The 23,470-nt window shown below is 41.3% G+C and carries 12 protein-coding genes; 4 read left to right on the forward strand and 8 right to left on the reverse strand.

Annotated features, from left to right (window positions below):
• Positions 1–843 precede the first annotated feature (843 nt).
• Genes dhbA through ACMZOO_RS12620 form a run of 3 tightly spaced genes read right to left on the reverse strand, consistent with a single transcriptional unit; the run spans position 844 to position 4,360 of the window.
• A complete protein-coding gene (gene dhbA, locus ACMZOO_RS12610; protein WP_440903687.1) occupies positions 844–1,611 on the reverse strand; it encodes a 2,3-dihydro-2,3-dihydroxybenzoate dehydrogenase in 768 nt (255 codons plus the stop codon).
• Between the two features lie 11 nt (positions 1,612–1,622).
• A complete protein-coding gene (locus tag ACMZOO_RS12615; protein ID WP_440903688.1) occupies positions 1,623–3,218 on the reverse strand; it encodes a (2,3-dihydroxybenzoyl)adenylate synthase in 1,596 nt (531 codons plus the stop codon).
• 23 nt (positions 3,219–3,241) lie between these two features.
• Entirely contained in the window at positions 3,242–4,360 is a 1,119-nt protein-coding gene (locus ACMZOO_RS12620) for an isochorismate synthase (protein ID WP_440903689.1), read from the reverse strand.
• A gap of 192 nt (positions 4,361–4,552) precedes the next feature.
• Here ACMZOO_RS12620 and ACMZOO_RS12625 point away from each other — a divergent pair, with 192 nt between their 5' ends.
• Together ACMZOO_RS12625 and dfrA are read left to right on the forward strand one after the other, a co-directional pair.
• Positions 4,553–5,368, forward strand: coding sequence for a 4'-phosphopantetheinyl transferase family protein (locus ACMZOO_RS12625; RefSeq protein ID WP_440903690.1), 816 nt, complete (start codon positions 4,553–4,555; stop codon positions 5,366–5,368).
• On the forward strand, positions 5,369–5,854 hold the full coding sequence (dfrA, locus tag ACMZOO_RS12630; RefSeq protein WP_440903691.1) for a trimethoprim-resistant dihydrofolate reductase DfrA: 486 nt from the start codon (positions 5,369–5,371) through the stop codon (positions 5,852–5,854).
• A 50-nt stretch (positions 5,855–5,904) separates the two neighbouring features.
• On the opposite strand, the gene ACMZOO_RS12635 is transcribed toward dfrA, so the two are convergent.
• Positions 5,905–7,566, reverse strand: a complete 1,662-nt coding sequence (locus tag ACMZOO_RS12635) for a hypothetical protein (RefSeq protein WP_440903692.1) — start codon at positions 7,564–7,566, stop codon at positions 5,905–5,907.
• Between the two features lie 353 nt (positions 7,567–7,919).
• Between ACMZOO_RS12635 and ACMZOO_RS12640 the strand changes: the two genes are divergently transcribed.
• The gene (locus ACMZOO_RS12640; RefSeq protein ID WP_440903693.1) at positions 7,920–10,628 is read left to right on the forward strand and encodes a TonB-dependent receptor; all 2,709 of its coding nucleotides are present in this window, start codon (positions 7,920–7,922) and stop codon (positions 10,626–10,628) included.
• A 66-nt stretch (positions 10,629–10,694) separates the two neighbouring features.
• On the opposite strand, the gene ACMZOO_RS12645 is transcribed toward ACMZOO_RS12640, so the two are convergent.
• The 4 genes from ACMZOO_RS12645 to fes all read right to left on the reverse strand — a co-directional run bounded on the left by ACMZOO_RS12645 (position 10,695) and on the right by fes (position 21,112).
• Positions 10,695–12,149 (reverse strand): hypothetical protein, encoded by a 1,455-nt coding sequence (locus tag ACMZOO_RS12645; RefSeq protein ID WP_440903694.1) that lies wholly within the window; start codon positions 12,147–12,149, stop codon positions 10,695–10,697.
• Positions 12,150–12,318: 169 nt separating this feature from the next.
• On the reverse strand, positions 12,319–19,632 hold the full coding sequence (locus ACMZOO_RS12650; RefSeq protein ID WP_440903695.1) for an amino acid adenylation domain-containing protein: 7,314 nt from the start codon (positions 19,630–19,632) through the stop codon (positions 12,319–12,321).
• The gene (locus ACMZOO_RS12655; protein ID WP_440903696.1) at positions 19,632–19,814 is read right to left on the reverse strand and encodes an MbtH family protein; all 183 of its coding nucleotides are present in this window, start codon (positions 19,812–19,814) and stop codon (positions 19,632–19,634) included. Before ACMZOO_RS12655 ends, ACMZOO_RS12650 begins: the two co-directional genes overlap by 1 nt.
• 11 nt (positions 19,815–19,825) lie before the next feature.
• The gene (gene fes / locus ACMZOO_RS12660; RefSeq protein ID WP_440903697.1) at positions 19,826–21,112 is read right to left on the reverse strand and encodes an enterochelin esterase; all 1,287 of its coding nucleotides are present in this window, start codon (positions 21,110–21,112) and stop codon (positions 19,826–19,828) included.
• 237 nt (positions 21,113–21,349) lie between these two features.
• Between fes and ACMZOO_RS12665 the strand changes: the two genes are divergently transcribed.
• On the forward strand, positions 21,350–23,272 hold the full coding sequence (locus ACMZOO_RS12665; RefSeq protein ID WP_440903698.1) for a TonB-dependent receptor domain-containing protein: 1,923 nt from the start codon (positions 21,350–21,352) through the stop codon (positions 23,270–23,272).
• Positions 23,273–23,470 lie beyond the last annotated feature (198 nt).

The raw sequence follows: 23,470 nt of genomic DNA on the forward strand, positions 1-23,470 counted from the left end.
ATGTAAGCAAGCTTTGAGTAGACTATTCATCCTTGAAGGACAGGCCCTGTCGCCGTCCTTGGCTCCACCTCATCAGACTGCGAAGCGGTGCTTCGGTTCTGATTCGCCCATAAATAAGAGATTTTGCTCTAAGTTATCGCTCTAGTACTTTCCTGAAATGAGTTGCTACTAGCGCAGTATGGACTTTGTGAAGTTTTGAAAAACACACTCCCAACCATCTTTTGGTATTGATAGTGCTGCTCGTTTTGAGCGCAGCAATAAAATAGCTCGATTGAGTCTACTGAAATGCTAATTTTGCAAAACTTCAAATGTCATGGATGACATTTGGGAGCGACCATGGAAGGTGTACAGCGTTTTTGGAAAATTATGCTTTCAGTGGGCGAGCTTGCACATTAATGCCAGCGCTATTCTCCAATTGAGAACTGCAAATTACACGTTTGCTGTATTGTGTTGCCAGTTTGATGGCATGGAAGGCAAGCTGGTTGGGATGTATTTTTCAAAAGCGCTTCAAGGCCGTCCTTGGCTCGCTCGCACAAGATGTCTCTATCTTGTGAAGTTTTGAAAAACACATTCCCAACCATCTTTTGGTATTGATAGTGCTGCTCGTTTTGAGCGCAGCAATAAAATAGCTCAATTGAGTCTACTGAAACGCTAATTTTCCAAAACTTCAAATGTCATGGATGACATTTGGGAGCGACCAAGGAAGGTGTACAGCGTTTTTGGAAAATTATGCTTTCAGTGGGCGCTTTTGCACAGGAATACCAGCACGATTCTCCAAGTGAGAGAAATAAATTACACTTTCAGTGAGCGAGTTTGCACAAGAATGCAAGCGCATCTTCACCCTTAGCCATTTAACACAGCGCCACCATCAACCACTATATCCTGCATAGTGATATGCCCAGCTAAATCCGATGCTAAAAATAGCACAGTATTAGCTATGTCCGACGGTATGGCTATTTTGCCAAGGGGAATTCCTAATTTAAATTGGCTCGCACTGCCTTCAATAGCAGCATTGATAAAAGAATCATCTTGATATAAAGCTCTGAGCATAGGCGTGTCTGTACTACCGGGCGAAACCACATTCGCTCGTAAACCAAAGCAGGCTAACTCTAATGCATAAGTAAAAACAAAATGAGTTAGCGCGGCTTTGCTTGCGCCGTATGCCGCCATATTTAACCTAGGAACATGCGCCGCGTTTGAGCCAATAACCACCACATTGGCAGGCTTGCTTTTAAAGTTAGCCGCTAAACTTTGTAAAAATACAAAAGCGCTGTGGCAGTTAACATTGAAGCTAGTCAGCCAGTCGGGCATTGAAATAGTGTCAGTGCAGCCAATTTTTAACACGCCAGCGGCATGAACAAAAATATCCGGTGCGGCAACTTCCGGTTGGCTTTTTTGTATATATTCAATGGTTTCAGCTATGTCTGCAGCATTGGCTAAATCTAGCTCGACAGGGTAAAAGTTGTGCTCTAAGGTTTGTGGTTGAATATCAAATCCAACCACAATTGCGCCATTTTCAATAAAAGACTGACGAATTTCATAGCCAATCCCTTGTGCAGAGCCGGTTAACCAGACAACTTTATTGGCAAAACTAAAGTTTAATAATGACATATCAACCTCAGTTATAAACAGCGTAAACGCAAAGTGCGCTTATCAATTTTGCCAACAGCGGTTAGTGGTAGCTCATCAACAAACTTAATTTGGTCTGGAATTTTATAATCAGCCACACCTTGCACACGCAAATATTTACGAATGGCGACTGGTGTTAATAAATCACTGCGGCTGACGATAATCGCACAGCTTTTCTCACCGAGCAGGGCATCGTCAATGCTAATTAGCGCGACGTTTTGTACATCTGGATGCGACAATAATTCATTCTCAATTTCTTGTGCATCAATTTTTTCACCGCCGCGATTGATTTGCTCTTTTTCACGGCCAACCACAATTAAATGGCCGGACGCGGTTTGTTTAACTAAATCGCCGCTGCAATAAAACCCACCTTGATCAAAAGCTTGTTGGTTTGCAGCAGGTGCATTGTAGTAACCTCTAAAGGTATATGGACCGCGGGTGGTTAATAAACCAACTTCACCTGTGCCAACTTCTGCACCATTCACATCCACTATTTTTACTTCATCTAAATCACTCATAGGTTTGCCTTGAGTGTTTAGTCGGGTCCATTCGTCGTCATCCAAACGGGTGTAATTAACCAAGCCTTCCGCCATACCAAATACTTGCTGTAAAGTTATGCCCAACTCAGGCTCTACTCGTTCTGCAACATTGGGGTTGAGTTTAGCGCCGCCCACTTGAATGTACTGCAAGCTTGCAAGTTTATTTCGTTGGCGCTTAGCTGCATCTAACCACAACAATAATGCTGGTGGTACAAGTGCGGTCCAATTCACCTGGTATTTTTCAATTAATGGAAAACAACTAGTGGGTGACGGATCGCTGGCAATCACTAAAGTGCCGCCCGCCATAAATACTCCTAAAGCACCGGGCGAACTTAAACTAAAATTATGTGCTGCGGGCAAAGTTAATAAATAACGCGTTACCGATGACCACTGACAGACTTCAATGCTTTGACGGACACTGTAAAAATAGTCGTTATGGGTACGAGGGATCAGTTTGGGTGTGCCAGTACTGCCACCTGACAACTGATAAAAGGCTACGGCATCTGGGTTTAAAACAAGCGTTTTTGCTACTGAAAATTCGCTGTCTTGTGTTAAGTATTGCTTCAACTCTTGGTCGCTGAAACAAATTGTATTTTGGTAATTCTGTTTAACTTGATCAAGATACTCAGTCGTTTGAAATAGCTTGTGAGTATTTGAGTAAATAACCAACTTGGACTTTAGTTGCTCAAGGTAATTATCTAACTCTTTTTTATTGTGGTTAAACAGCGCATTTACCGGTAAAACACCAATTTTGAGCAGGGCGAAATAAATTGTATAAAACAGCTGGCAATTAGGTAGTTGAACTATTGCAGTGTCTTGCGCTTGTAAACCTTGCTGACTGAAAAAGGCTGCCAGTTTATCTACTTGCTCTGCTAGTTGTAGATAACTAAATTGTTGAGCTGGCACTTGGCTGGCATCAATAATGGCAATTTGCTCAGGGTTAGCAGCGGCTTGATCAAATAAAATGTCGGTGAGTGGCTTGTCTTGCCAATAACCCGCTGCTTTATATTTAGCTGCAAATTCTGCAGGGAAAGCTGTATGTGTAGACACGGTTGACCTCATTAACAAAAACTTTAAGGGTTTAACGCATTTAAAAATGTTTGTAATTTTGCGCCAGTTTCTTGGTACTCGGCGAGCGGTGTGGAAGCTGGAACTATGCCTGCGCCTGCGTATAAACACAGCTTGTTACCAGACAACTCTGCACAGCGAATAGTGACAGCCCACTGGCCATTTCCTTGTAGATCACACCAACCGACAGAGCCTGTAAACAATCCACGATCAAAGGGTTCCAATTCATTGATAGTTTGGTGGGCTAAGGCGGTTGGTGTGCCACAAATCGCAGGCGTGGGATGGACAGCATTGAGCAAGTCGATAATATGAATTTGCTCACTTTCTAGCTGACCTTCAATTCGGCTGGCTAAATGCCACAAATTGGCGGTGGCAACTATGCTTGGTACTTCAGGTACTGCTAACGTATTGCAATAGGGGCCAAGTGCTTTGCCTATTTGGTTAGCAACATAACTATGTTCGTGTAAGTCTTTTTCTGAGTTTTGTAGATAGCGATAATTTTGTTCGCATTCAATCGGATCTTGGCTGCGTTTAATCGTGCCTGCAAGTGGGTGGCTAATCACGCTATCAGCTTGTTTTTCTAACAATAACTCTGGGCTTGCCCCCAACAAATAACCATGGTTTTCGGTTGGTATTAAAAAGTGATAAACCTTGGGGTTTTGTTCAATCAGTTGGCTGACAATTTGTTGCGGTTCAATATGTGTGTCTAACTCTACTTGTAGGGTGCGAGACAACACTACTTTTTCTAACGAGCCACGAGCGAATTTAGCTAATGCTTGTTCTACCGCATGGCAAAACTCTGTTTGGTTGGGCACTTCTTGCTGACTAACAACCTGATAATCTTTTTTATTTTTACTAAAAAGCTCAAGTACTTGTTGCTGGTTTAGCTTTTGGTATTGCAAAGGAATAATTAGATTACATTGCTGCTCAGAATGAAATGGAATTGCACCTATAACTATTGGATTGTCTAAACCGTCATTCGCTGCATTTGCCAAAGCTTGATTTATTTTTGTGACTAAATCGCCATGCGACAGTGAACCCTTGACTCGCTGGTAAATCCCTTTACACAGCAAAAAGTCATCACCTGCGGAAAACAGGCTTATGTGTGTGTGTTGTGTGTCCATGTATGTGTCCTCTTGAACTAGCTGCATTGCTAATCTTTACAAGATGATGAGCCGATACTTAATGTATTTGCTCATTGGCAATATGTGTATCTGTGTTGTAAAACTGCTAATAAGTATAAATAAAGATCTAAATAAAAACAATTATCATTTAATGTTTTATCAGGGAATAGAAGATTTGGCTGATCGCGCTCTATGCAGATTTACTGCCTTGTTCAGTGTTATTATGCGCAGCTAGTTGAGCACAGTAGTAAACCACACTTTTATTTTATGTTTTATCAGCAACCTAACTTTATAAAAAATATAGCTAAATTAGACTTATTGTGCAGTCGAAAACCGTCTGAGCAATTGGTCGCTTTGCAAGCCGAGTTTGATGTTGCAGAGTGCAATTTGTTGGTTTGGCAACAGCATATGGCCGAACATGGTCTTGATATTAGCAAAATGCGCCAAAAACGTGCTGCTGAGTTTGTCGCTGGGCGTTATTTAGCTTGGCTTGCTTTACAACAACTCACTGGTCAAAATCAGGCAGTTTTACCAATTGGTGAAGATAGGGCGCCTATCTGGCCTAAAGGTGTGGTTGGCAGTATTTCACATTCTAATGGTCATGTGGTGGTTGTGGTTAAGCCTGCAGCTGAGCAAAGTTCGCTTGGCATAGATATAGAACAAATATTATCAAACGACAAAGCACAGACTTTATACAAAGAGTTTATCAATCCAGATGAATTAACTGTGCTGAACAGCAGTGGTGACTTTTCTGCACACGACTTTGCCCTATTGGTTAGTTTGGTTTTTTCTGCCAAAGAAGCGATTTATAAAGCTTATTACCCGTTAGTTCAGACGTTTTTCTCGTTTGACGCAGTTGAATTAACTTCAATAGACAAGGGGCAACTGGTATTTAAATTGACTGAAATGTTTCCGCTAGCTGGTCGAAAGATCTTAGCTGACCAGCCAATTATAGTCAGTTGGATACAGCAACAAGATATGGTTTTTAGTTGGGTAATGGAGGGGTAAATGAAATTATCGTTAATGGCAGCTGTGGCTGAAAATGGAATAATAGGTTGTGGTTTGGATATACCTTGGCAGGTTAAGGGTGAGCAACTGTTATTTAAAGCAATGACATTCAATCAATGGTTGATTGTTGGGCGCAAAACTTTTGCTTCTATGGGCAAGTTACCTAATCGAAAATATGCAGTTATCAGTCGGAGTCAGCATCAATCCAATGATCCGGATGTTATGTACTTTACCAGTACAGAAAAAGCACTTGAACATTTACAGACGATTACCGATCATGTTTTTGTCTCAGGAGGCGGTGAAATATACAAGATGTTGTTACCACAAGTTGAAACAATTCACCTTTCAACTATCCATAAAAATGTAGCTGGGGATATATACTTTCCCGAATTACCTGCGGGGTTTTCTTTAGTGTTTGAACAGAAATTTAGTTCTAATATTGATTACACCTACCAGATATTTCAGCGAGACAGCAGCGATAGCTAATTAGCCTCAACTGCGGGTAAGCTGAGTTGAAGTTAATGACTTTCGCGAATTTACAAGTTCGCTAGCTCTGGATATATGTCTACTAAACGCTCGGCAATATTGGGCTTAGATTTCAACAGCAGGGCGAGTGTTTGTTGGTGACTAGTTTCAATTATTGCGCCTGCTTGCAATAGAGCAATGGTTAGTTCAAGTAGCTTTTCTTGTTGCTTGCTTTCATACATCAAGTCGCTCAATACAAAATCTAGTGGGTCGTAACCATATTCTGTCGGTTTTACGCTTATGCCACTGTCGAGCAAATATTCTAGTATTTGATACTTTTGCAATGATGCAGCTCGAGTGATGGCATTTTCATTGTTGGCAGTCACGAAATTTAAATCCGCTCCGTGCTGATGCAGGGCTTTTACAACAGCTAAATTTGTCGTTGCAACTGCGTTGATAGGCACATCTGGCAGTATTTTAACCCCTCTATATATCAGAGCTAAACTTTCATTTATATCACCTTGTGCTACTGCAAGAGCGAGTTTGTAAGCATCTGCTAATTCATCAACATTATCGATTTCACTTTCAATAAATTGCAATACATTTAAATCGGTATCAACAGGATATTTACCTATATATTCAGATAGTTGTTGTTTATTTTGTTTGTTTCCGTCAGCGGCTAATGTTTCGATTATTTGCGCTCGAGGTAATTGCTGCGATACAAGTGTTTGGTAGCTTACAGCTGAATCAAAGCTCGTGCTTGTGTTAGTTTGTTGTATGGGTCTATGCAGTTGTGCTGCCAACACTTTTGCTGCTGCGAATTGGCACTCTATAGGCTGGTTGGTCAAGTTGAACAAAGGTGCTCTATCATCAAGCATTACTTGGGTAAAGCTGTCGAGAGCTTGGGTTAATTCAAGGCTTTGATGATGAGATAAGTTATTGGTGTGCTGCCAATACTCAGCTACTGCCAGTTGCTCTTTAGCTCTGGCAAGCGTGAACAAATTATGAATTTCTCCTTGGTATTGGAAGTAAACATCGAGTTCAAATTGACTATTTAACTGCAATAATTGAATAACAGATTCACTGAGACCAAGTTCAGTTGCCACTACCAAGTCTACAAAATAAACCGGAACACCTGACTCGATTAAACTCGTTAACAGGTTTAGCAACTGAGCCTGATCTTTTGCTAGCTCTGATTTCAGTACTGTTGCAATTGGCGAAACAAGTGTTTTTGGGTTTGTGAGATATAACCACTTGTGGGTAATTTTATCTTGCTGGTAAAACTCGATTAACTCGTAATATTTGCTGTCGCGAATAAGGGTCAGAATAAGCTCGTTGTCTTGAGCTGAATTTAACGCTAGCGCACTCGGAATTAAACTGCGTAATGCTATGTCCCCTTGGTACCAAGTGGTTAATCCAGTGTACTGAAGGAAGTTAACTAAAACTTGTTTTGATTGATGGTTGATGTCGCTTATTAATAAATCTAGCGCTGCTAATTTTTCTGCTTGCCATTGAGGTGATTGCACAAAAGTTTGCAGATCTAGTTTGCAAACAATCTCTTTTGCGACTGGTTTTTCGGAGACAGCTGTAAGGCTCTGTTTGTCGGGTTCTGGCACAGGTGTAGCTGTGCTGGTATTTTCTATCGGACGCTTTGTTATTTCACCTAAGGAACCCGTGGCAAAATATAGAACAAAGCCACCAATAATAATGGATGCAGCAAGCCAGTATTTCATTCTATCCGTGATCTTGTATTTTTACTTGGCTTAAATATTATTTGCCATTGTCATCGCCGTAAAGTTCAACTGAAAAAACATAACTTGATTCGTTAAATTGTTAAAGCTTTCTCCTTCATTTTTCTAAATCGTCTGGCGGAAATAATTTGAATATTTGGTCATATTCAGAAGTGTTAATGGTATTAAACTTCTACCCTTTTTGACTTCTTTGCCAATGATATTGGCGTCACTCAACTGATAACTACCCCTTAGAATTGAAAATGTATATTTGTTGTAAATAAAGTGTTGTAGTTTGTTCTTATTTATGTTTATCATACTATAGTAGTACTAAATAAGCGTAAAAGGGATACATAATGAAATTTAATAAGAGCATTTTAAGTACGGCAATAGCATTAGCTATTTTACCTAACATGGCGTTTTCAGCTGAAGCTAATCCAGAAGAAAGTACTGAAGTAATTCAGGTCAAGGGGGTTCGTGGTAGTTTGGCTAAAGCGCTCGATATTAAGCGAGAGGAAACTGCAATTGTTGACGCCATAGTAGCTGAAGACATTGGTAAGTTTCCGGACAACAATGTTGTTGAAGCTTTACAGCATGTAACAGGTGTGCAAGTTGGTCCAAGAACAACAGGTGAAGCTTCTGAAATTGTAATTCGTGGTTTTTCGCAAGTTGGTACAACCATGAATGGCAGAAATATCTTTACTGGAGTAAATAGAAATTTTGCCTTACAAGACATTCCAGCTACCTTGGTTAAATCAGCCAAAGTATACAAAACAACTACTGCTGATATGGTTGAAGGTGGTATGGCAGGGATGATTGACGTTGAAACTTGGAGACCATTTGATTTTGACGGCTTTAAATTCTCGGTAAACGCCAAAGCGACCTACAGTGACCAGTCAGATAAATTCGATCCAAACATTACCGCATTGCTTTCCAATACTTGGCAAACAGACATTGGTAAAGTTGGTGCTTTGGTCAATGTTTCATACCAAAGGTTAAATTTTCGCGATAACGTAATCTGGACCGGCGGCAACTTCCCTTATAACCGTGAAACTGGGGCCATGATCCCATACGTAGCCGGAACGGGGATAGAAGGTGGAATTCAGCTCGATACCACTCCTGGCTCTACCCTAACTCATCCGACTTCTGGAGAGATTGAAGAGTATGTAATTATGCGAGACGCGATGGGAGCCATTGATTATTGGGGCGAACGTGAACGTCCAGCGGTAAGTGCTTCTTTGCAGTGGCAGCCAAGTGATGCTTCAGAATATTACCTAGATATTTTTTACAATAAATTTGATGAAACTCGAAATAATTCATTTTTATTTACCCGAGTTGATGGGGACAACGCATCAACAGAAGATGAAGATTGGTTATTTTTTGAAGGGACAAACGTCGTAAAAAGCCATAGAGCTGACAACCCGTTTGTACTGTTAAGTTCTCAAGCTCGAATGGGTGAAACAACCGGCATTCAAGGCGCATTAGGTGGTAAATGGTCTCTATCTGATCAATTAACTGCTAGTGCTGAATTATCAGTTTTACGCAATGAAACCAAAAATCTATGGCAAATTTTTGATATTTACCAGGATTATCCAGGTTATCTAGTAACAGACTTTAATAATAATGGCTCTGGAACCGCCTCTTTACAGTATTTTAATGCAGACGGTTCTGAAGGATCATTGGTACAGGAGGACTCGAAGTTTGTTTCAGGCACTTATTTTGATGGTAACGATATCGGAACAGGCCATTCGACCTCATTCCGGGCAGATATCAGCTACTTAACTGAAGGTTTCATTACTGAAGTTGAAGCTGGTATTCGACTAGACACTAGAGGTGCAGAGCAAGACAAAGCTGATTCAGTATATGGTGGTACTCTAACACCACTTAACGAAACAGAAGTATTAATGGGAACAACACCTGGCGATTTCTTCCAAGGCGAACAAACATATCCAATTCAGTGGTCTACTCCTGATGCAGATTGGTTATTAGCTAACCAAGGTTATATGCGTGAAAACTTTGGTAACGGTGATCCTGCTAAGCCTGCTGTATTACCGACTGAACATTTTGATATTACTGAAGATTCGATTGCTGTGTACGCGCAGGCAGGTTTTGCTGCGGATATAGGTGATATGTATTTGTCCGGTAAAGCTGGGGTGCGCTATGTTAAAACTGATTCTGAGTTGAATGCATTTGAAATAGATGATGAGGGTGCCAAACCTAGAATGATAGATTCTAGTGATAGTGAAATTTTGCCTAGCTTAACAGCCACATTAGAGGTATCGGATGATTTTTGGATCCGTGCTAGCGCGAGTAAGACTTTGACTCGCCCTAACTTTACCGATCTAAACCCTTCAATGACATTAAGAGCACCAATCGATGGTCAGATTCAGCAGGGGACTGGTGCGGGTGGTAATCCAGATTTAAAACCGATTCTATCTACCAATTTAGATGTATCTTTTGAATACTATTTTGCCGAAGACAGCAATGTATATTTCGCAGTATTCCAACGTGATATTGAAGGTTTAATTATCAGCCGTACGGAGAATGTTAATTTAACCAATGATCTATTCACTGGTGTTTATCAATTGACTCGTCCGGTTAATGGAGAAGATGGTAAATCTACCGGCCTTGAAGCAGGTATTACTTACTTCCCTGATTTCGGCGATAGTTTCTTAAACGGATTCGGCTTCCAAGCTAACTATACTTATGTCGATGCTGATAGAAATGGTTTGCCGATCACCAATGTATCGAAAAGAGCATATACCGGTGCTTTGATATATGAAACAGGCCCTGTTTCAGCGCGTTTCTCATATGTTTATCGTGATGCCTATAAGAGTGGTGAAAACACTTGTTGTTCAATGCCTATCGATATAATGGTTGATGAGTTAGATATTGCCGATGTTTCAGTTAGTTACGATTTAACAGACAATTTAACAGTAACATTAGATGGTACCAACTTGTTTGGAGGTGAATATAAAGATTACTTTGGTAACGCCGCCATATTTAACCGTGATACACGTCGTTATTCTAAAACTTACTCGTTAAGCGTTAGATACGACTACTAAACTTTTGTGTCCTCAAGATTAAGGCTCCGGCCGAGTGGAGCCTTAATCTTTTTAGCTGAGCGCTAGCTACAAATAATAACTACCCTTACTTACTTGTTTATCACGATATTGCTGCAGGCGAAATTCAATGTCTGGTATTTCTTGCCAGCCAAGCTCTTCGGCTTGCTCTTTAGCTTCAAGTTGAACTTCAATCGCTTGGTCAAAGTCACCTAATGCTGCATAGGCAGCGGCTTTAGTTTCGATAAAACGCACTTTATCTACTTGATGAAATGGTAGATCGTCCAAAATTGTCAGTGCTTCTTGTGGATTTGTTAATTGACTAAATTCAGATGCGACTAAATGCCAAGCCAGTTCTAACTTGGGTATAACACTGTGGCCAACCAAAGATTGGCGCAATATATCTAACGCCACTTTATGCTCAGCCAAATCACTTGTAGTTAATTTTTTATTGGCGATTAACAGCTTTGCCGGTAAGAAATTTTGTAACGCACTTGCTTGCAACCAAGCTTGGCCTTTGAGCTGGTCAGCTTCGCACCCTTGGCCGTTTTGAATGTTCATCCCTAACTCGTATTGAGCTTGAGGATGACCGTTTTGTGCAGCTTTTAACAACCATTTATTGATTTCTTGATGTTCAAAAGGGGAGTGCTGAATATTGGCATTTTTTCTCGCCCAATAGGCAAATTCGCTTTTGCTGCGTTCGTCTATCAGTTGTCTCAGTACATACAGCTGGCGGCCAAATTTAAACTGTTCGGTTGCACCTTTTTGAGTGGCTTCGGCATATTGATCTTGCAACAATTCTACCGCTCTACTATATGTGGTATTGCCTGAAACCTTGTATACCATGTGCAGTTTGTAGCCTTTATGTAATGGGGCTTGGCTGTAGCGCCACTGATATAAAGCATCTAGTGTGCTGGTCAAAAAGTGTTCATTGGTATATAACGAGGTTTCAACATCACGCACATGACCTTGTGCCGACACTGTGTATGTTACTTCAACTGCACCTTCAACAAGTTGTTTTGATCTGGCTAATTTTCTGGGATATTCAGGGTTAATTCGGTTGATACTTTTATGTATTTGTCGCTCTTCACATTCTTCATCTGACAGCAGTTTGGGCGCAAACTGTTGGCTAATCGCCTCTTTGCCATATGTTGATTTTAATTCGGCTAAGCGGGTTTCTATCGCAACTATTGTTGCCTCATCTAGATTGCCAAAATGGAGTAAAAATTGATGGTAAATATCTTGTCTCTGGCTATTTTCATACGCAAGAAATATCCAAGCGCCGGCTTCTATAAAATCTTCTGTGGCGCCATCTCGACCGGTTAAGTGGTTTTCACCAACTAAGTATTGAGCAAGTACATCTCCTACGGCTGCTCGGGTCAATAAGTCTTGGTGGCTAGATATTTGTATGTTGCTCGCTGCAGTTGTGCTCGATGTATTTGTGTTATTTGGCGTTGAGCCACAGCCAGCTAAGCTTAAGATGATAGCGGCTGAAATGACGGTTTTTCGTTTGTAAATTTTCACGTATAGTCCTTCTACTTGGTGTTATCCAGAGTTCGTTTTTTTATTTTTTAGCTCTGGGCAACCAGAGTCTCGGTTGATTATGCAGTGGACTGTGAATTAATGCATTTACTTTTTTGCGTAGGCATAAACCGCTACTTGTGTAGCGGTTTTTAGAGGTTTGCCGCTTAATTTATGAGTTGTTGCTGTTCAACAACTCATTCAGCCTTGGGCCTAATTCCAATAAAGCTTGTGCAGATAAAATATCATCGTGTGAATAAGCGTATTTATACTGCTGCAAGTTTTGGATAAAGGGTTGCCAGTGTTGTTCTATCACATAGTCGGCCGGTACGGTTTTTTCGGCAACAAATAAATGTGCTGTACCTTGATAACTAAGCGACTGAGCTTTAGACAACAAACGCACAGCATCTGCGTAATTTGCCACTATATCGCTAAACATTTGTTGTTGAATGGCTCTGGCTTCTTCATTGGCAAATGCTTGTTCTGTGGCGGCAAAAAACTGGCGTTTTTCGCGTTCAACTTCTTGCTGTGCTTCAGCGTCGGTTGGCTTTTTCCATTTTTGTCCTTCTGGTGGATAAGTATCAAATAACGCCAACAACGCCACTTCTTCACCTTGTTGCTGCAACATAGCAGCAAGCGACTGCGCCACTGTGCCACCAAAGGAGTAACCACATAAATAATATGGCCCTTGCGGTTGCACTTGTTTCAACAAATCTAGATACTGAGTTAACGCATTTTGCATGTCGTCACTGCTGGCCATTGCACCCAAAGGGCGGGGCGACTGCAAACCTACTATGCGCCATTGTTTGTCTAAATGTTGCGATAGCTGAGTGTATTGCCAAGCAAAACCAGAACCTGGGTTGATACAAATTAAGCTTTTTTGCCCTCGTGGGCGAATTGGCAATATTTGTCCAAAACCCGCTTTGGTTGGATCGCTGCGCAGGGCGTCATCCTGCAGTACAGCGGCGAGTTCGTTAATTGCTGGCGAAACCAATATTTGCCCGACAGAAACTTGAAAGGTTAGTTTTTCTGACAACTTAGCCGCTAGTTGCATGGCTAACAACGAATGGCCACCCAAGCTGAAAAAGTCGTCGTCTGCGGTTAATTCTACTGCGTCTATTTGCAGCACATCTGCGTAGCTTTCAGCTATGTCTGTTTCTATACCAGGTGAAGGTTTTCGACCTGCACTGTTACCAGCAAGTTGTGGATCAGGTAGCGCTTTTCTGTCTAACTTGCCGTTGGCACTCATAGGTAAACTGCTGACTGCAACTAAGGCAATTGGCAACATATGCGCCGGTAAAAACTCTGCCAAGCTAGTTAACATTTGCTCACTGTTTAAACTATTGGCTGCCGTGTCTGTTGCGACATAATAACCCACCAATTGGCGCGCATCGGCTGTACTATTATTGGCCACTTTGTTTAACACCCTAGCATGGACAGCAGCTTGTTTTATGCCTGGCAGTTGGCAAATAGCTTGTTCAATTTCACCGTATTCAATGCGTTGACCACGTATTTTTAATTGGTCGTCGCAGCGGCCAAGATATTCAATCTGACCATCGGCTAAATATCTAACCATGTCGCCAGTTCTATACATAAGCGCAGCCGAGTTATTCGAATCGCTGACAAATGGATTAGCAACAAAACGGTCTGCAGTTAACGAGGGTCTATTTAAATAGCCATTTGCCAATTGCACACCAGCTAAATAAAGTTCACCAATACAATTTATCCCAACTGGGCGCAGCCAATGGTCTAATACGTGTAATTGGGTATTCCAAGTTGGTTTGCCAATAGGCACACTTTGCAAACTGGCTAAGTATGCATTATGGCTTGCATTTGCTTGAAAATAGCTCACATCTACCGCAGCTTCAGTTGGGCCATATAGGTTGTGTAATGGCGCAGTTAATACTTGTTCGTATTGGTTAACTGTTTGCGACTTTAACGCTTCGCCACTACAAAATACTTGTTTGATACTCGGGCAATGCGCGCTGGTTGAATCGCTAGTTTCGCTAAATAAATGTTGGACAAAAACATCCAACATTGACGGAACAAAGTGCAGTGTAGTGATTTGATAGTCATCAATTAATTGGCGCAGTTGCAGCGGATCTTTATGTGCCGCTGGTGGTGCCATCACTAAAGTTGAACCTTGCATCAGCGGCCAGAAAAACTCCCAAACCGATACATCAAAACTGGCTGGGGTTTTTTGCAGTACATTATCGCTTACCCCAATTGGATACATGTGTTGCATCCACAATAGTCGATTAGCAATTGCACCATGTGAAACCACAACACCTTTTGGTTTGCCAGTTGAACCTGAAGTGTAAATAACATAAGCAGGATCTGTCGAACTCACTTCAGCTTGTTCTATCTCTACCGCGGTATTCTCAGCACCAAGTGCATCTAAATTTAATTGGCTGATATTTAAATGGCTAAACTGCTCACTGGTTTGATTATTTGTTATTAACAAAGCTGCATTAGCATCCTCTAACATTAAATTCAGCCGGTCTTGTGGATATTCACTGTCGAGCGGCAAATAGGCAGCACCTGAATAAATAACAGCTTGTAGTGCCAAACTCAGCTCAACACTACGCGGCAAACACACCGCAATAATTTGCCCTGGTTTAACCGATACCTTGCTGGAGATAGCCTGTTGTAATTGAGCTATTTGCTGCTGCATTTGCTGGTAACTCAATTGCTGCTGAATATCAATTAACGCGGTTTGTGCCGCATGCTGGTGGGCGGCGGCAGATAATAAAGTGAGTAAATTGTCCGCTTTAGTTGCGTAAGCCGTTTGGTTAACCGCATGAATTAGGTGCTTTTCATCGGTTGCACGTAAATCTAGCTGAGCCAATTCTGTTGTAGTTTGGGTTGGTAAATTATTTAACAGTTGAACAAAACGCTCGGCGATAGCAGGGGCGTTGCTGACATTGTTTTGGTATTCAAACAGGATGCGAATTTGTTCGCCCGGCAAGACCAATATGGTTAATGGAAAATGGGTGAAACCTTTGTTTTCAACATGCTTAATCTGTAAGGCATGTTTGTTTTGTTCGGCCTTTTTATCAAACGGATAGTTTTCAACTACAAATAAAGTGTCGAACTGACAGTTTTTATTCAGAGGTTGAATATCCGTTAAACCTACATAATCAAACTCAAGTAATTCAGCTTGTTCTAACTGCATTTGCTGCGCATTGGCCAATAAGCTTAGGCTTGGGTTTAACTTAACTTTGACCGGTAAGGTATTGCTGAACAAACCAACCTGATTGTTGATATCAAATTGGCTGGCATAACCTTGGCTGCGACCAGATACAGGGCGGGCAAATAACACTTGTTCACTACTGGTTAACTGGCTTAATAAAGTTGCCCAAGCGGTTTGCAATAAGTTACCTAGCGTAACACCTGCCTGCGAAGCCAGTTGGTTGAGTTGTGCTGTGGTGTGCTCATCTATCTGAAAATCTAATTCATTGATTTGAGCAACTTCGTTATGGCCTGGGTATAACAAACAAGCTTGGCAGTCGGCCAAATATGCTTGCCAGTGGTCAAGTGCCAGTGCTTTGTCACTGTGGTGAATGTGCTCCACTAGTGCTTGGTAGCTGCTGGCAAAACATTCAGCCTGCACAGGCTGAGCTTGCAGTAAACTTTGGTAGTTTTGTTGCAGCGCTTTTAAACACACAGGCAAAGACCAACCATCAATCACTAAGTGATGGGCGCTAACAATCAATACGCTATGATCGCCATTTGAGATTAAGTGCGCATTTAACATAGCTTGTTGTTGGGCTAAAGATTTAGCTGGATCAAATTTAGCCGTCGCCATTTGATAAATCAGTTGTTGCTGGCGCGCTTGGGCTTGTTCAGCGGTTAACAAGGTAAAATTAGATACTTGCATTGGCCAGGTGGCACTGTGCTCATCGGCTAAATTTGGAATAATTTGGCAAGCTTGGCCTTGTTGGTCTAGTGCAAAATAAGCGGCTAATTGCGGGTATTGCTGCAAGGTTAAATTAAGCGCTTGCTGCAAAATGCCGGCATCTGGCGCTTGGCTAAAATAAAGCTGAGTTGAAAAAGTATATCCATGCACAGAGTTTAATTGTGACTGGAAATACAGGCCTGTTTGTAGTGGTAAACAAGGTAATACCGCACTAATGGCATCAGCCGATAACTTGTGTTTATCTGCTTGATATTGAATGTTTGCTCGGCTTTGCGCTTCGCTTAGTTTTGCGCTTTGTTCTGCGCTTAGTTGTGCAGAGGCTGTTACTTGAGGGGCAGCTTCTGCGATTGCCAACATGCATTGCGCCATTTTATTCAGTTGGCGACTGGCAAAAATATCTTTAACTTTTAGTTGCCAGTTTTGTTGTTTTAAACCTTGGCTGAGTTGCATGGCACTAATGCTGTCGCCGCCTAAATCAAAAAAGTCGTCTAGCATACCAATGCGCTCGCGCGCCAACACATTTTCTAAGCTAGTTAACAAAGCTTTTTCAGCGGCTGTTTCCGCAGCTATATATTGGTTCTGTTGTAATATTTCAGGTTTGGGCAGGGCTTGTTTATTCAGTTTGCCACTAACGGTTAGCGGAAATTCAGTTAACAAGGTTAGGCTAGCTGGCAACATATAGCTCGGCAAACTTTGTGCTAATTCAGCTTGTAAAGTTTTGACTAACTGGGCTTTGTCCTCTGACGTTTGCGGCAGTGTTTTATGCAAAGTTGCATAGGCAGCCAATTGGTTACCAGATGGACTGCTAATGCAGGTTACTGCGGTTTCTTTAATTTGTTTAAGCGACGATAATGCCGCTTCTACTTCGCCTAATTCAATGCGGTGGCCACGCACTTTAACTTGATTGTCGCAGCGGCCGATAAATTCAATTTCACCGTTAAGATTCCAATAAACTAAATCACCGGTTGCATACATAACTTGGCCAGTTGCAAATGGATTTGCAACAAAACGGCTGCTGGTAACTTCAGGGCGGTTTAAGTAGCCTAGCGTCATATTATCGCCAGCCAGATAAAGTTCACCGGCGACGCCTATTGCAGCTGTTTGCAGTTGCTCATCTAATATATAGCTTTGGGTATTGAGCATAGGGTAACCTATGCTTGGCACTGGCCTTTGTTGGCAAACCTTGGCATAAGTTGCATATACGGTAAATTCAGTTGGGCCATAAATATTGTAAGCGTTTAAGCCTATTGCTGGGTCGGCTGCTAATTTTTGTAGCTTGTGCCACAATTGCGGCAAAATGGCTTCGCCACAGATGTTCCATAATTTTGGAAAATATTCAGCTTGGGTAAATAAACCAGCGTCAATTAACTGAGTAGCAAGTGATGGCGCTAACGCCATGACATCAATTTGTTCAAGGCTCAAATATTCAATTAGCTGCTGCATATCTTGTTTGGTTTGATCCAACACTATGTCGAGCCTATGCCCAAGTAGCATTAATAGAACAGGATCCCACGAGGTATCAAAACTAAAAGAGCCGGTTAAAGTAACGTTGAGGCGGCTTTTGTCAGTGGTTAGGCGACTGTTGGCATCTGGATATATCTCATCATCCATAGCTGCGGCTAAATTTAATAAACTCGCATGCGGCACCATAACGCCTTTTGGTTTACCAGTAGAGCCAGAGGTATAAAAAATATACGCACGTTGTTTATGTACAATGGCAGCGGCTGCTTGTTTAAAGTAGCCTGTTACTTGATCTATTTGTGTCTGATCTGGCTCTGCTATGTCACAGATAACATCATCTTCAATGAAAAAATGTGAATAATCATTAGAAAGTGATTGGCTAAATTGCTGCTGACACAGGATAAATGTTGGTTGCGCATCATCACAAATAACTTGTAAGCGCTCAGCAGGGTAGTTTAGGTCGAGTGGCACATAGGTTGCGCCCAAACTAAATATCGCCAATATACTGACTAAACTGGTTAAGCCGCGTGGCAATGCAACCGCAATAATACTGTGTTGATTAACCCCTTGTGCTTGTAATTGATTGGCGATTTTTTGTGCCGCTATGGCTAATTGGGCATAACTGAGCTGCTGTAAATGCGGTGCAAAGCAGCGTAGTGCAATACTGTCAGCTTGTTGCTCTAACTGTTTAACCAATAAGTCTAAACAGTTGTTTCCATATTTTTGTTGCAGTGCATTTACTGCTAACAGTTTACCTTGGCTATATTCAGCTATTTGGCTGCGCTCAGCGAGTGTTACAAAGTTAAGCTGTTGAATGTTTTGTTGTGCATCTAGACAAATTTGTTTGAGCAATAATTGGATGCGGCTTAAATGTAAATCGGCAGTTGCTGCTGGATATTTTTGACTATTTAAACTGACTTCTAACGCAATATTTTGCCTGCTGGCATAAATAGCAAATTCACAATCGTCGATTGGACCAGTGGCAATTTGCTCACTGCTGATTTGGCAATTGTCGAAGGCCAAGGCTGCATCAAATACTTTGCAATTAAGCATAGGGCCGTACAATTGTGCTTGGCTGCCAGTTAAGCCTAAATCGCGCTGAATTTGTTCAGCGTCGTACTTTTGATGGCGTTTAATTTGCCGCAGTTGGCCTATTAAATCTTTGGTTAGTTGCACAAAAGAAGCTTGTGGATCTATTGTCAGTTTTAACGGCAATACATTGGCTGTTGTGCCTAAACTATTAATCGCCACTGAGCCCAAGCGGCGCATTAAAGGGTAACCAACACAGATAGAGGTTTGTTTACTGACTTTGTGCAAATACACAAATATTGCAGCGCTGACAACATCAGCCGCTGAACATTTAAGTTGTTTAGCTAAGCTGTGTAACTGCTCAACCTGCTCTGCTTCAAGTGGTAAATTTTGTCTATGTACTTGTTGGTAAGCTGACCCTTGTTGCGCGTTATTGTCGGTTATTTTGCCGGCATAAATTTGTGGTGCTTGGGGTAAGTCTTGGCAATAATCGGCCCAAAAGTTTTTATCTTGTTGGAATTTATCCGACTTTTTATACGCCTGTTCTTCGGTTATCACCTGAGAAAACGGGGTTAAATCCCAAGTTAACAGAGGTTTTTGTGCGGACAAAGCTTGGTAGTTCAGGCTAATTTGTCGGGTTAAACTGCTAAAACTATAACCGTCTAACATCAAGTGGTGGTAACGCGAATACCAATACACTTGTTGCTCAACTCTAATTAATAAATGTTTACAGCTGATGTTACCTGAGGCCACAGAGTGAGCTTGTTCAATATCATGTTTAATCACTTGTTTGGCTTGTTGTTCAGATAAATCTAATATTTGTACCCATTGTTCAATTTCGCTCAGGCTTAATTGTTGAGGCGTTTGGCTAATTTCGCCATCTTGCTGGTTAAATGCATATTGCACTGTGTCTGCTTGCATTAAGGTTTGGCAAATCGCGCGTTTTAATACGGCTAAATTAATCTCGCCGCTTATCTTCACTAGTTGTGCAACCGCAAAACGGTTTTGTTGCTCGGCCAAGAGGTCGGCATACCAAATGCCACTTTGGCTGCCCGTTAGTGGTAACTGTTGTTTCATTAGGCTTGGTCCTGTTCAATAAAGTTAATGCATTGACTGCGAGACTCAGGACCATAAATTGCCTGCCAACCTGCCGGTATTTGTTTAAATTCAGGCCATAAGCTGATTTGCCCTAAATTATTTTTTAAAACCAAAAATGAATAATCTGAATTGTCGAATGGATTTTGATATTGATCTTGCATGAAAAAATCTCTTAGTTGGACTGAGTTTGGCGCCAGTCGCTAGATTGGAAAAGTGTGTGTAAGCCAGCAAAAATTTGTTGATACCAACAAAACTTGTCGTGACCGCCGGGATAAATTGTTTGCATAAACTGAATGTGCTGTTTGGCTGCATGTGCAACAAAAGGCAAATGGTGTGCAGCTATGCTGTGCTCTTGGCTGCCGTATTGCAGCAACCAATGTAAATGTTGAAAACTAGGGTTAGGTGTTTGCCGTTGCAGTGCCAAAAATTGGCTTAATAAACCTTGTTGTTGATTACGAGGTTGGCGAAAGTTTTTTAACGGCCACCATAACGAAGCTGATTGACTAACCACAAAACGAAAACGCTGCGGCCAGTTTAAACTGGCATATAAACTAGCGAGTCCAGCTAAACTTTGCCCAACTAAAACAATTGGCTGGGCTGAAAAATCGCTTAATAACTCTTGGCTGATAGCCTGCCAAAAACGCGGATTGCACGTCAGTTCTTGTGTGCGTGTTTTACCACTGATATTCGGGATAAATAAATAATCAGCTGCTGGTAAATAAGCTTGTTCTGTTGCAGCTTGTAAGTTGTCCGCTAGTGGAATTTGTTCAGTCCATACCTCTCCATCTAACAAAATAATTAAGGGTTTTATCTTGTTGTGCTGAGTTGTTTTAGCGGACGCAACTTGCGTTGACAATAAACTGATTTGGCGGCTATTGGCTAAAATGTCACTGTGCCACAGGCGTTTTTTCAGTTGAGCTTTTTGCTTGGTTATTGGCTGTAAATAACTCGCCAGTTCTTGGTTATTTAGCGAAATTATCGACTGTTTAACTGCATATTCACCGCAGGTAAACTGCTTGTTATTGAGCTTATCTACTTGCCGATAGGGCAATAAACTGAGCCAGCGTTGGCGACTGTTATTGTTAGCGGTCAACGTTAAGACATCAGCCATTTTTTTACACACTGGAATATAAAAATAACTGCCTTGCCAATTACGCGGCAGCTTTAATTTTATCGACTTAGACCAAACGCCAGTATGCGCACCAAACTTATCAACAACAGGCTGTAACTGGCAGAGTTGCGCTGCGTGGTGATCTGTTACGCCGAGTATTTCTAATACGACTGTTGTTATCTCTTTGTCTTTGTCTTTGTCTTTTTTGGGGCTGCTTTGTTGCCAATAAAAAGTTATTTCAAAATCTTGGTGAATACCACTTTCAGTTACTTGTTTACCTGTGTTTAATTTTTTAATCACAGGAGAACTAAGCTCTGCTGGCAAATTTTCTAGTGCGTTGTTTTGCATGTCCGTCAGTTTTAGTTGCGTGTTGAATTTACCTTTTTAATATAAGTTAATAAAAATGCAATTGTAAATAGTTCTCATTTAGAATATTATTGCCGCCGATATAATTTAAAGCAAAAATAAGCTGAACTAGCAAACAGCCAGTTCAGTTCGTCTTTAGTGGATTCATCTGGAAGTGAGCTTGCGCCATTACGAAGTATTTGAATCTCTGAGGAAATATTTCAAGAGGAAGATAAATAAATGAAGAACACGTTCGTGTTATCTAGCGTTTGCGCTGCATTATTAACTAGCATGTCAGTAAAAGCTGAAGAAGAAAAAGTCGAAACTATTGTTGTAACAGCAACTGGTTTTGAGCAACTTATGAAAACTGCCCCCGCATCTATCAGCGTGGTATCAGCAGACGAAATTATCCAAGCGCCAATTCGTGACTTAGGTGATATTTTAAAAGGTTTGGCCGGTATTGCAGTTGATAACTGGGCGGGTGGTCGTAACGGCATTAAAATGCGTGGTTTAGATGAAACTTACGTATTGTTTTTGGTAGATGGCAAACGAGTTTCATCAAGCAATGGTTTGTGGCGTGGTGGTAACTTCGATACCACTTCTATTCCACTAGAATCAATCAGCCATGTAGAAGTAGTACGTGGTCCTATGTCTGCACTATATGGTTCAGACGCAGTAGGTGGTGTAATCAATATTATTACTCGTAACCCAACTGATGAATGGCAAACAACTTTTAATGCAGAATACTCGAAAGTAGACGAAGGTACCGGCGGTAGCCAGTATCGTGCGAATGTTTATACTGCGGGTAAATTAGGTGACAAACTAGGTTTAACTGTTAGTGTTGAAAAAGCTGACCAAGATATTTGGGTGAATCCTAAAGTAACCCCTACTTACGATACAACTGAAGCACGTGAAACCTTCAAGTTTAATTCAACTTTACGTGTTGCTTTGCAAGATGGCCACTCTTTAGACATTGATATTAGTAAAGATGAAGATGATGTGCCAGTAACCAATTATGGTGGTGCAGATCGTGCTCAAACCATAGACCGTAATACCTTTGGTTTAACCCTTAATTCTGAATGGGATGGTTTTGGTACTAAAGTTTTAGTTAATAAATCTTGGGCTGAGCTGTATGACTACAATACTCGTTATGCGGTACAACCGCCATTAGGTCGCGATATCGATGAAATCTTTACCACTTTCCGTGCAACTGCATTTACCAACATTGCCAACCACACGTTAACTGTTGGTACAGAATATCTAAACACTGAAATTCTTGATGCTGTGCAATATCCTGAAACGGGTGGTGCTTCTCAATCACTTCGCTCTATTTTTGCTCAAGATGAAATTTCTATTCTTGATAATTTATCAACCACACTTGGTGTACGCGTAGATAAAAGTGATTCATATGGTACTCACGCCAGCCCACGTGCCTACGTTGTGTTTGAAGCAACACCAGATATAGTTGTTAAAGGTGGTATTGGTACCGCGTTTAGAGCACCAAGTTTATATCAATCATCACCTTCTTTCGTAACTGTAAGTTGTGGTGGTAGTTGTGAAATTAAAGGTAACCCAAGCTTAAGCGAAGAAACCAGCATTAATGCTGAAGTAAGTGTACTTGTCGACAAACGCGATTGGGATGTGTCGGCAACTATCTTTAAAAATAAAGTTGAAGACATGATTGTTGCTTCTTTGGTTGATGGCAACCGTGCTTGGGTTAATTTAAACGAAGTTGATATCACAGGTTTAGAAGCAGGTTTCGGCGTGAACTTTGATGTGATTTCTGCTGATTTTAACTACACCTATTTAGATACAGAAGATCAAAACGGTAACGAATTAACCTACCGCCCACAACATAGTGCCAATGTAAAAGTGAACGCGAATGTTTCAGACATGGTGTCACTATTTACTAGCTTAAATTACCGTGGTTCGCACATTGGTAATCGTCGCCAAGAGTTAGATGGCTACACCACAATCAACGCAGGTGTAAATATTAATGTAAGCGATGCAGTTAAGTTGCGTGCCGGTATTACTAACTTAACCGATACCCAACCTTTAGTTGATGATCCAACTTATGTTAACGGCGAAGGTACAACTGTGTTTGGTAGCGATATGGTTATGCGTGGCCGCGCATACTTTGTTGGTGCAACAGTTAAGTTTTAATTAGACACTTTCAAGCTAGCTCTCTAAAGGGCCTGTTTGTCTTTCGAGGACAAATTTTGTTCTAACTAAATGCTTTTTAATCAAGGCGCAGCATTGAAGGCCTAATGGATTAAGTCAAAATGCTGCAACAAAGAGTAAAAAGTATTTAGAACGAACCCGAAGGGCAGCGTTTGTTTGGTATTTCTTCTGCGTTATAGC

Origin of the sequence: Catenovulum sp. SX2 (genome assembly GCF_052056295.1) — a bacterium.
In the GTDB taxonomy this organism is placed as follows: Bacteria; Pseudomonadota; Gammaproteobacteria; order Enterobacterales; family Alteromonadaceae; genus Catenovulum.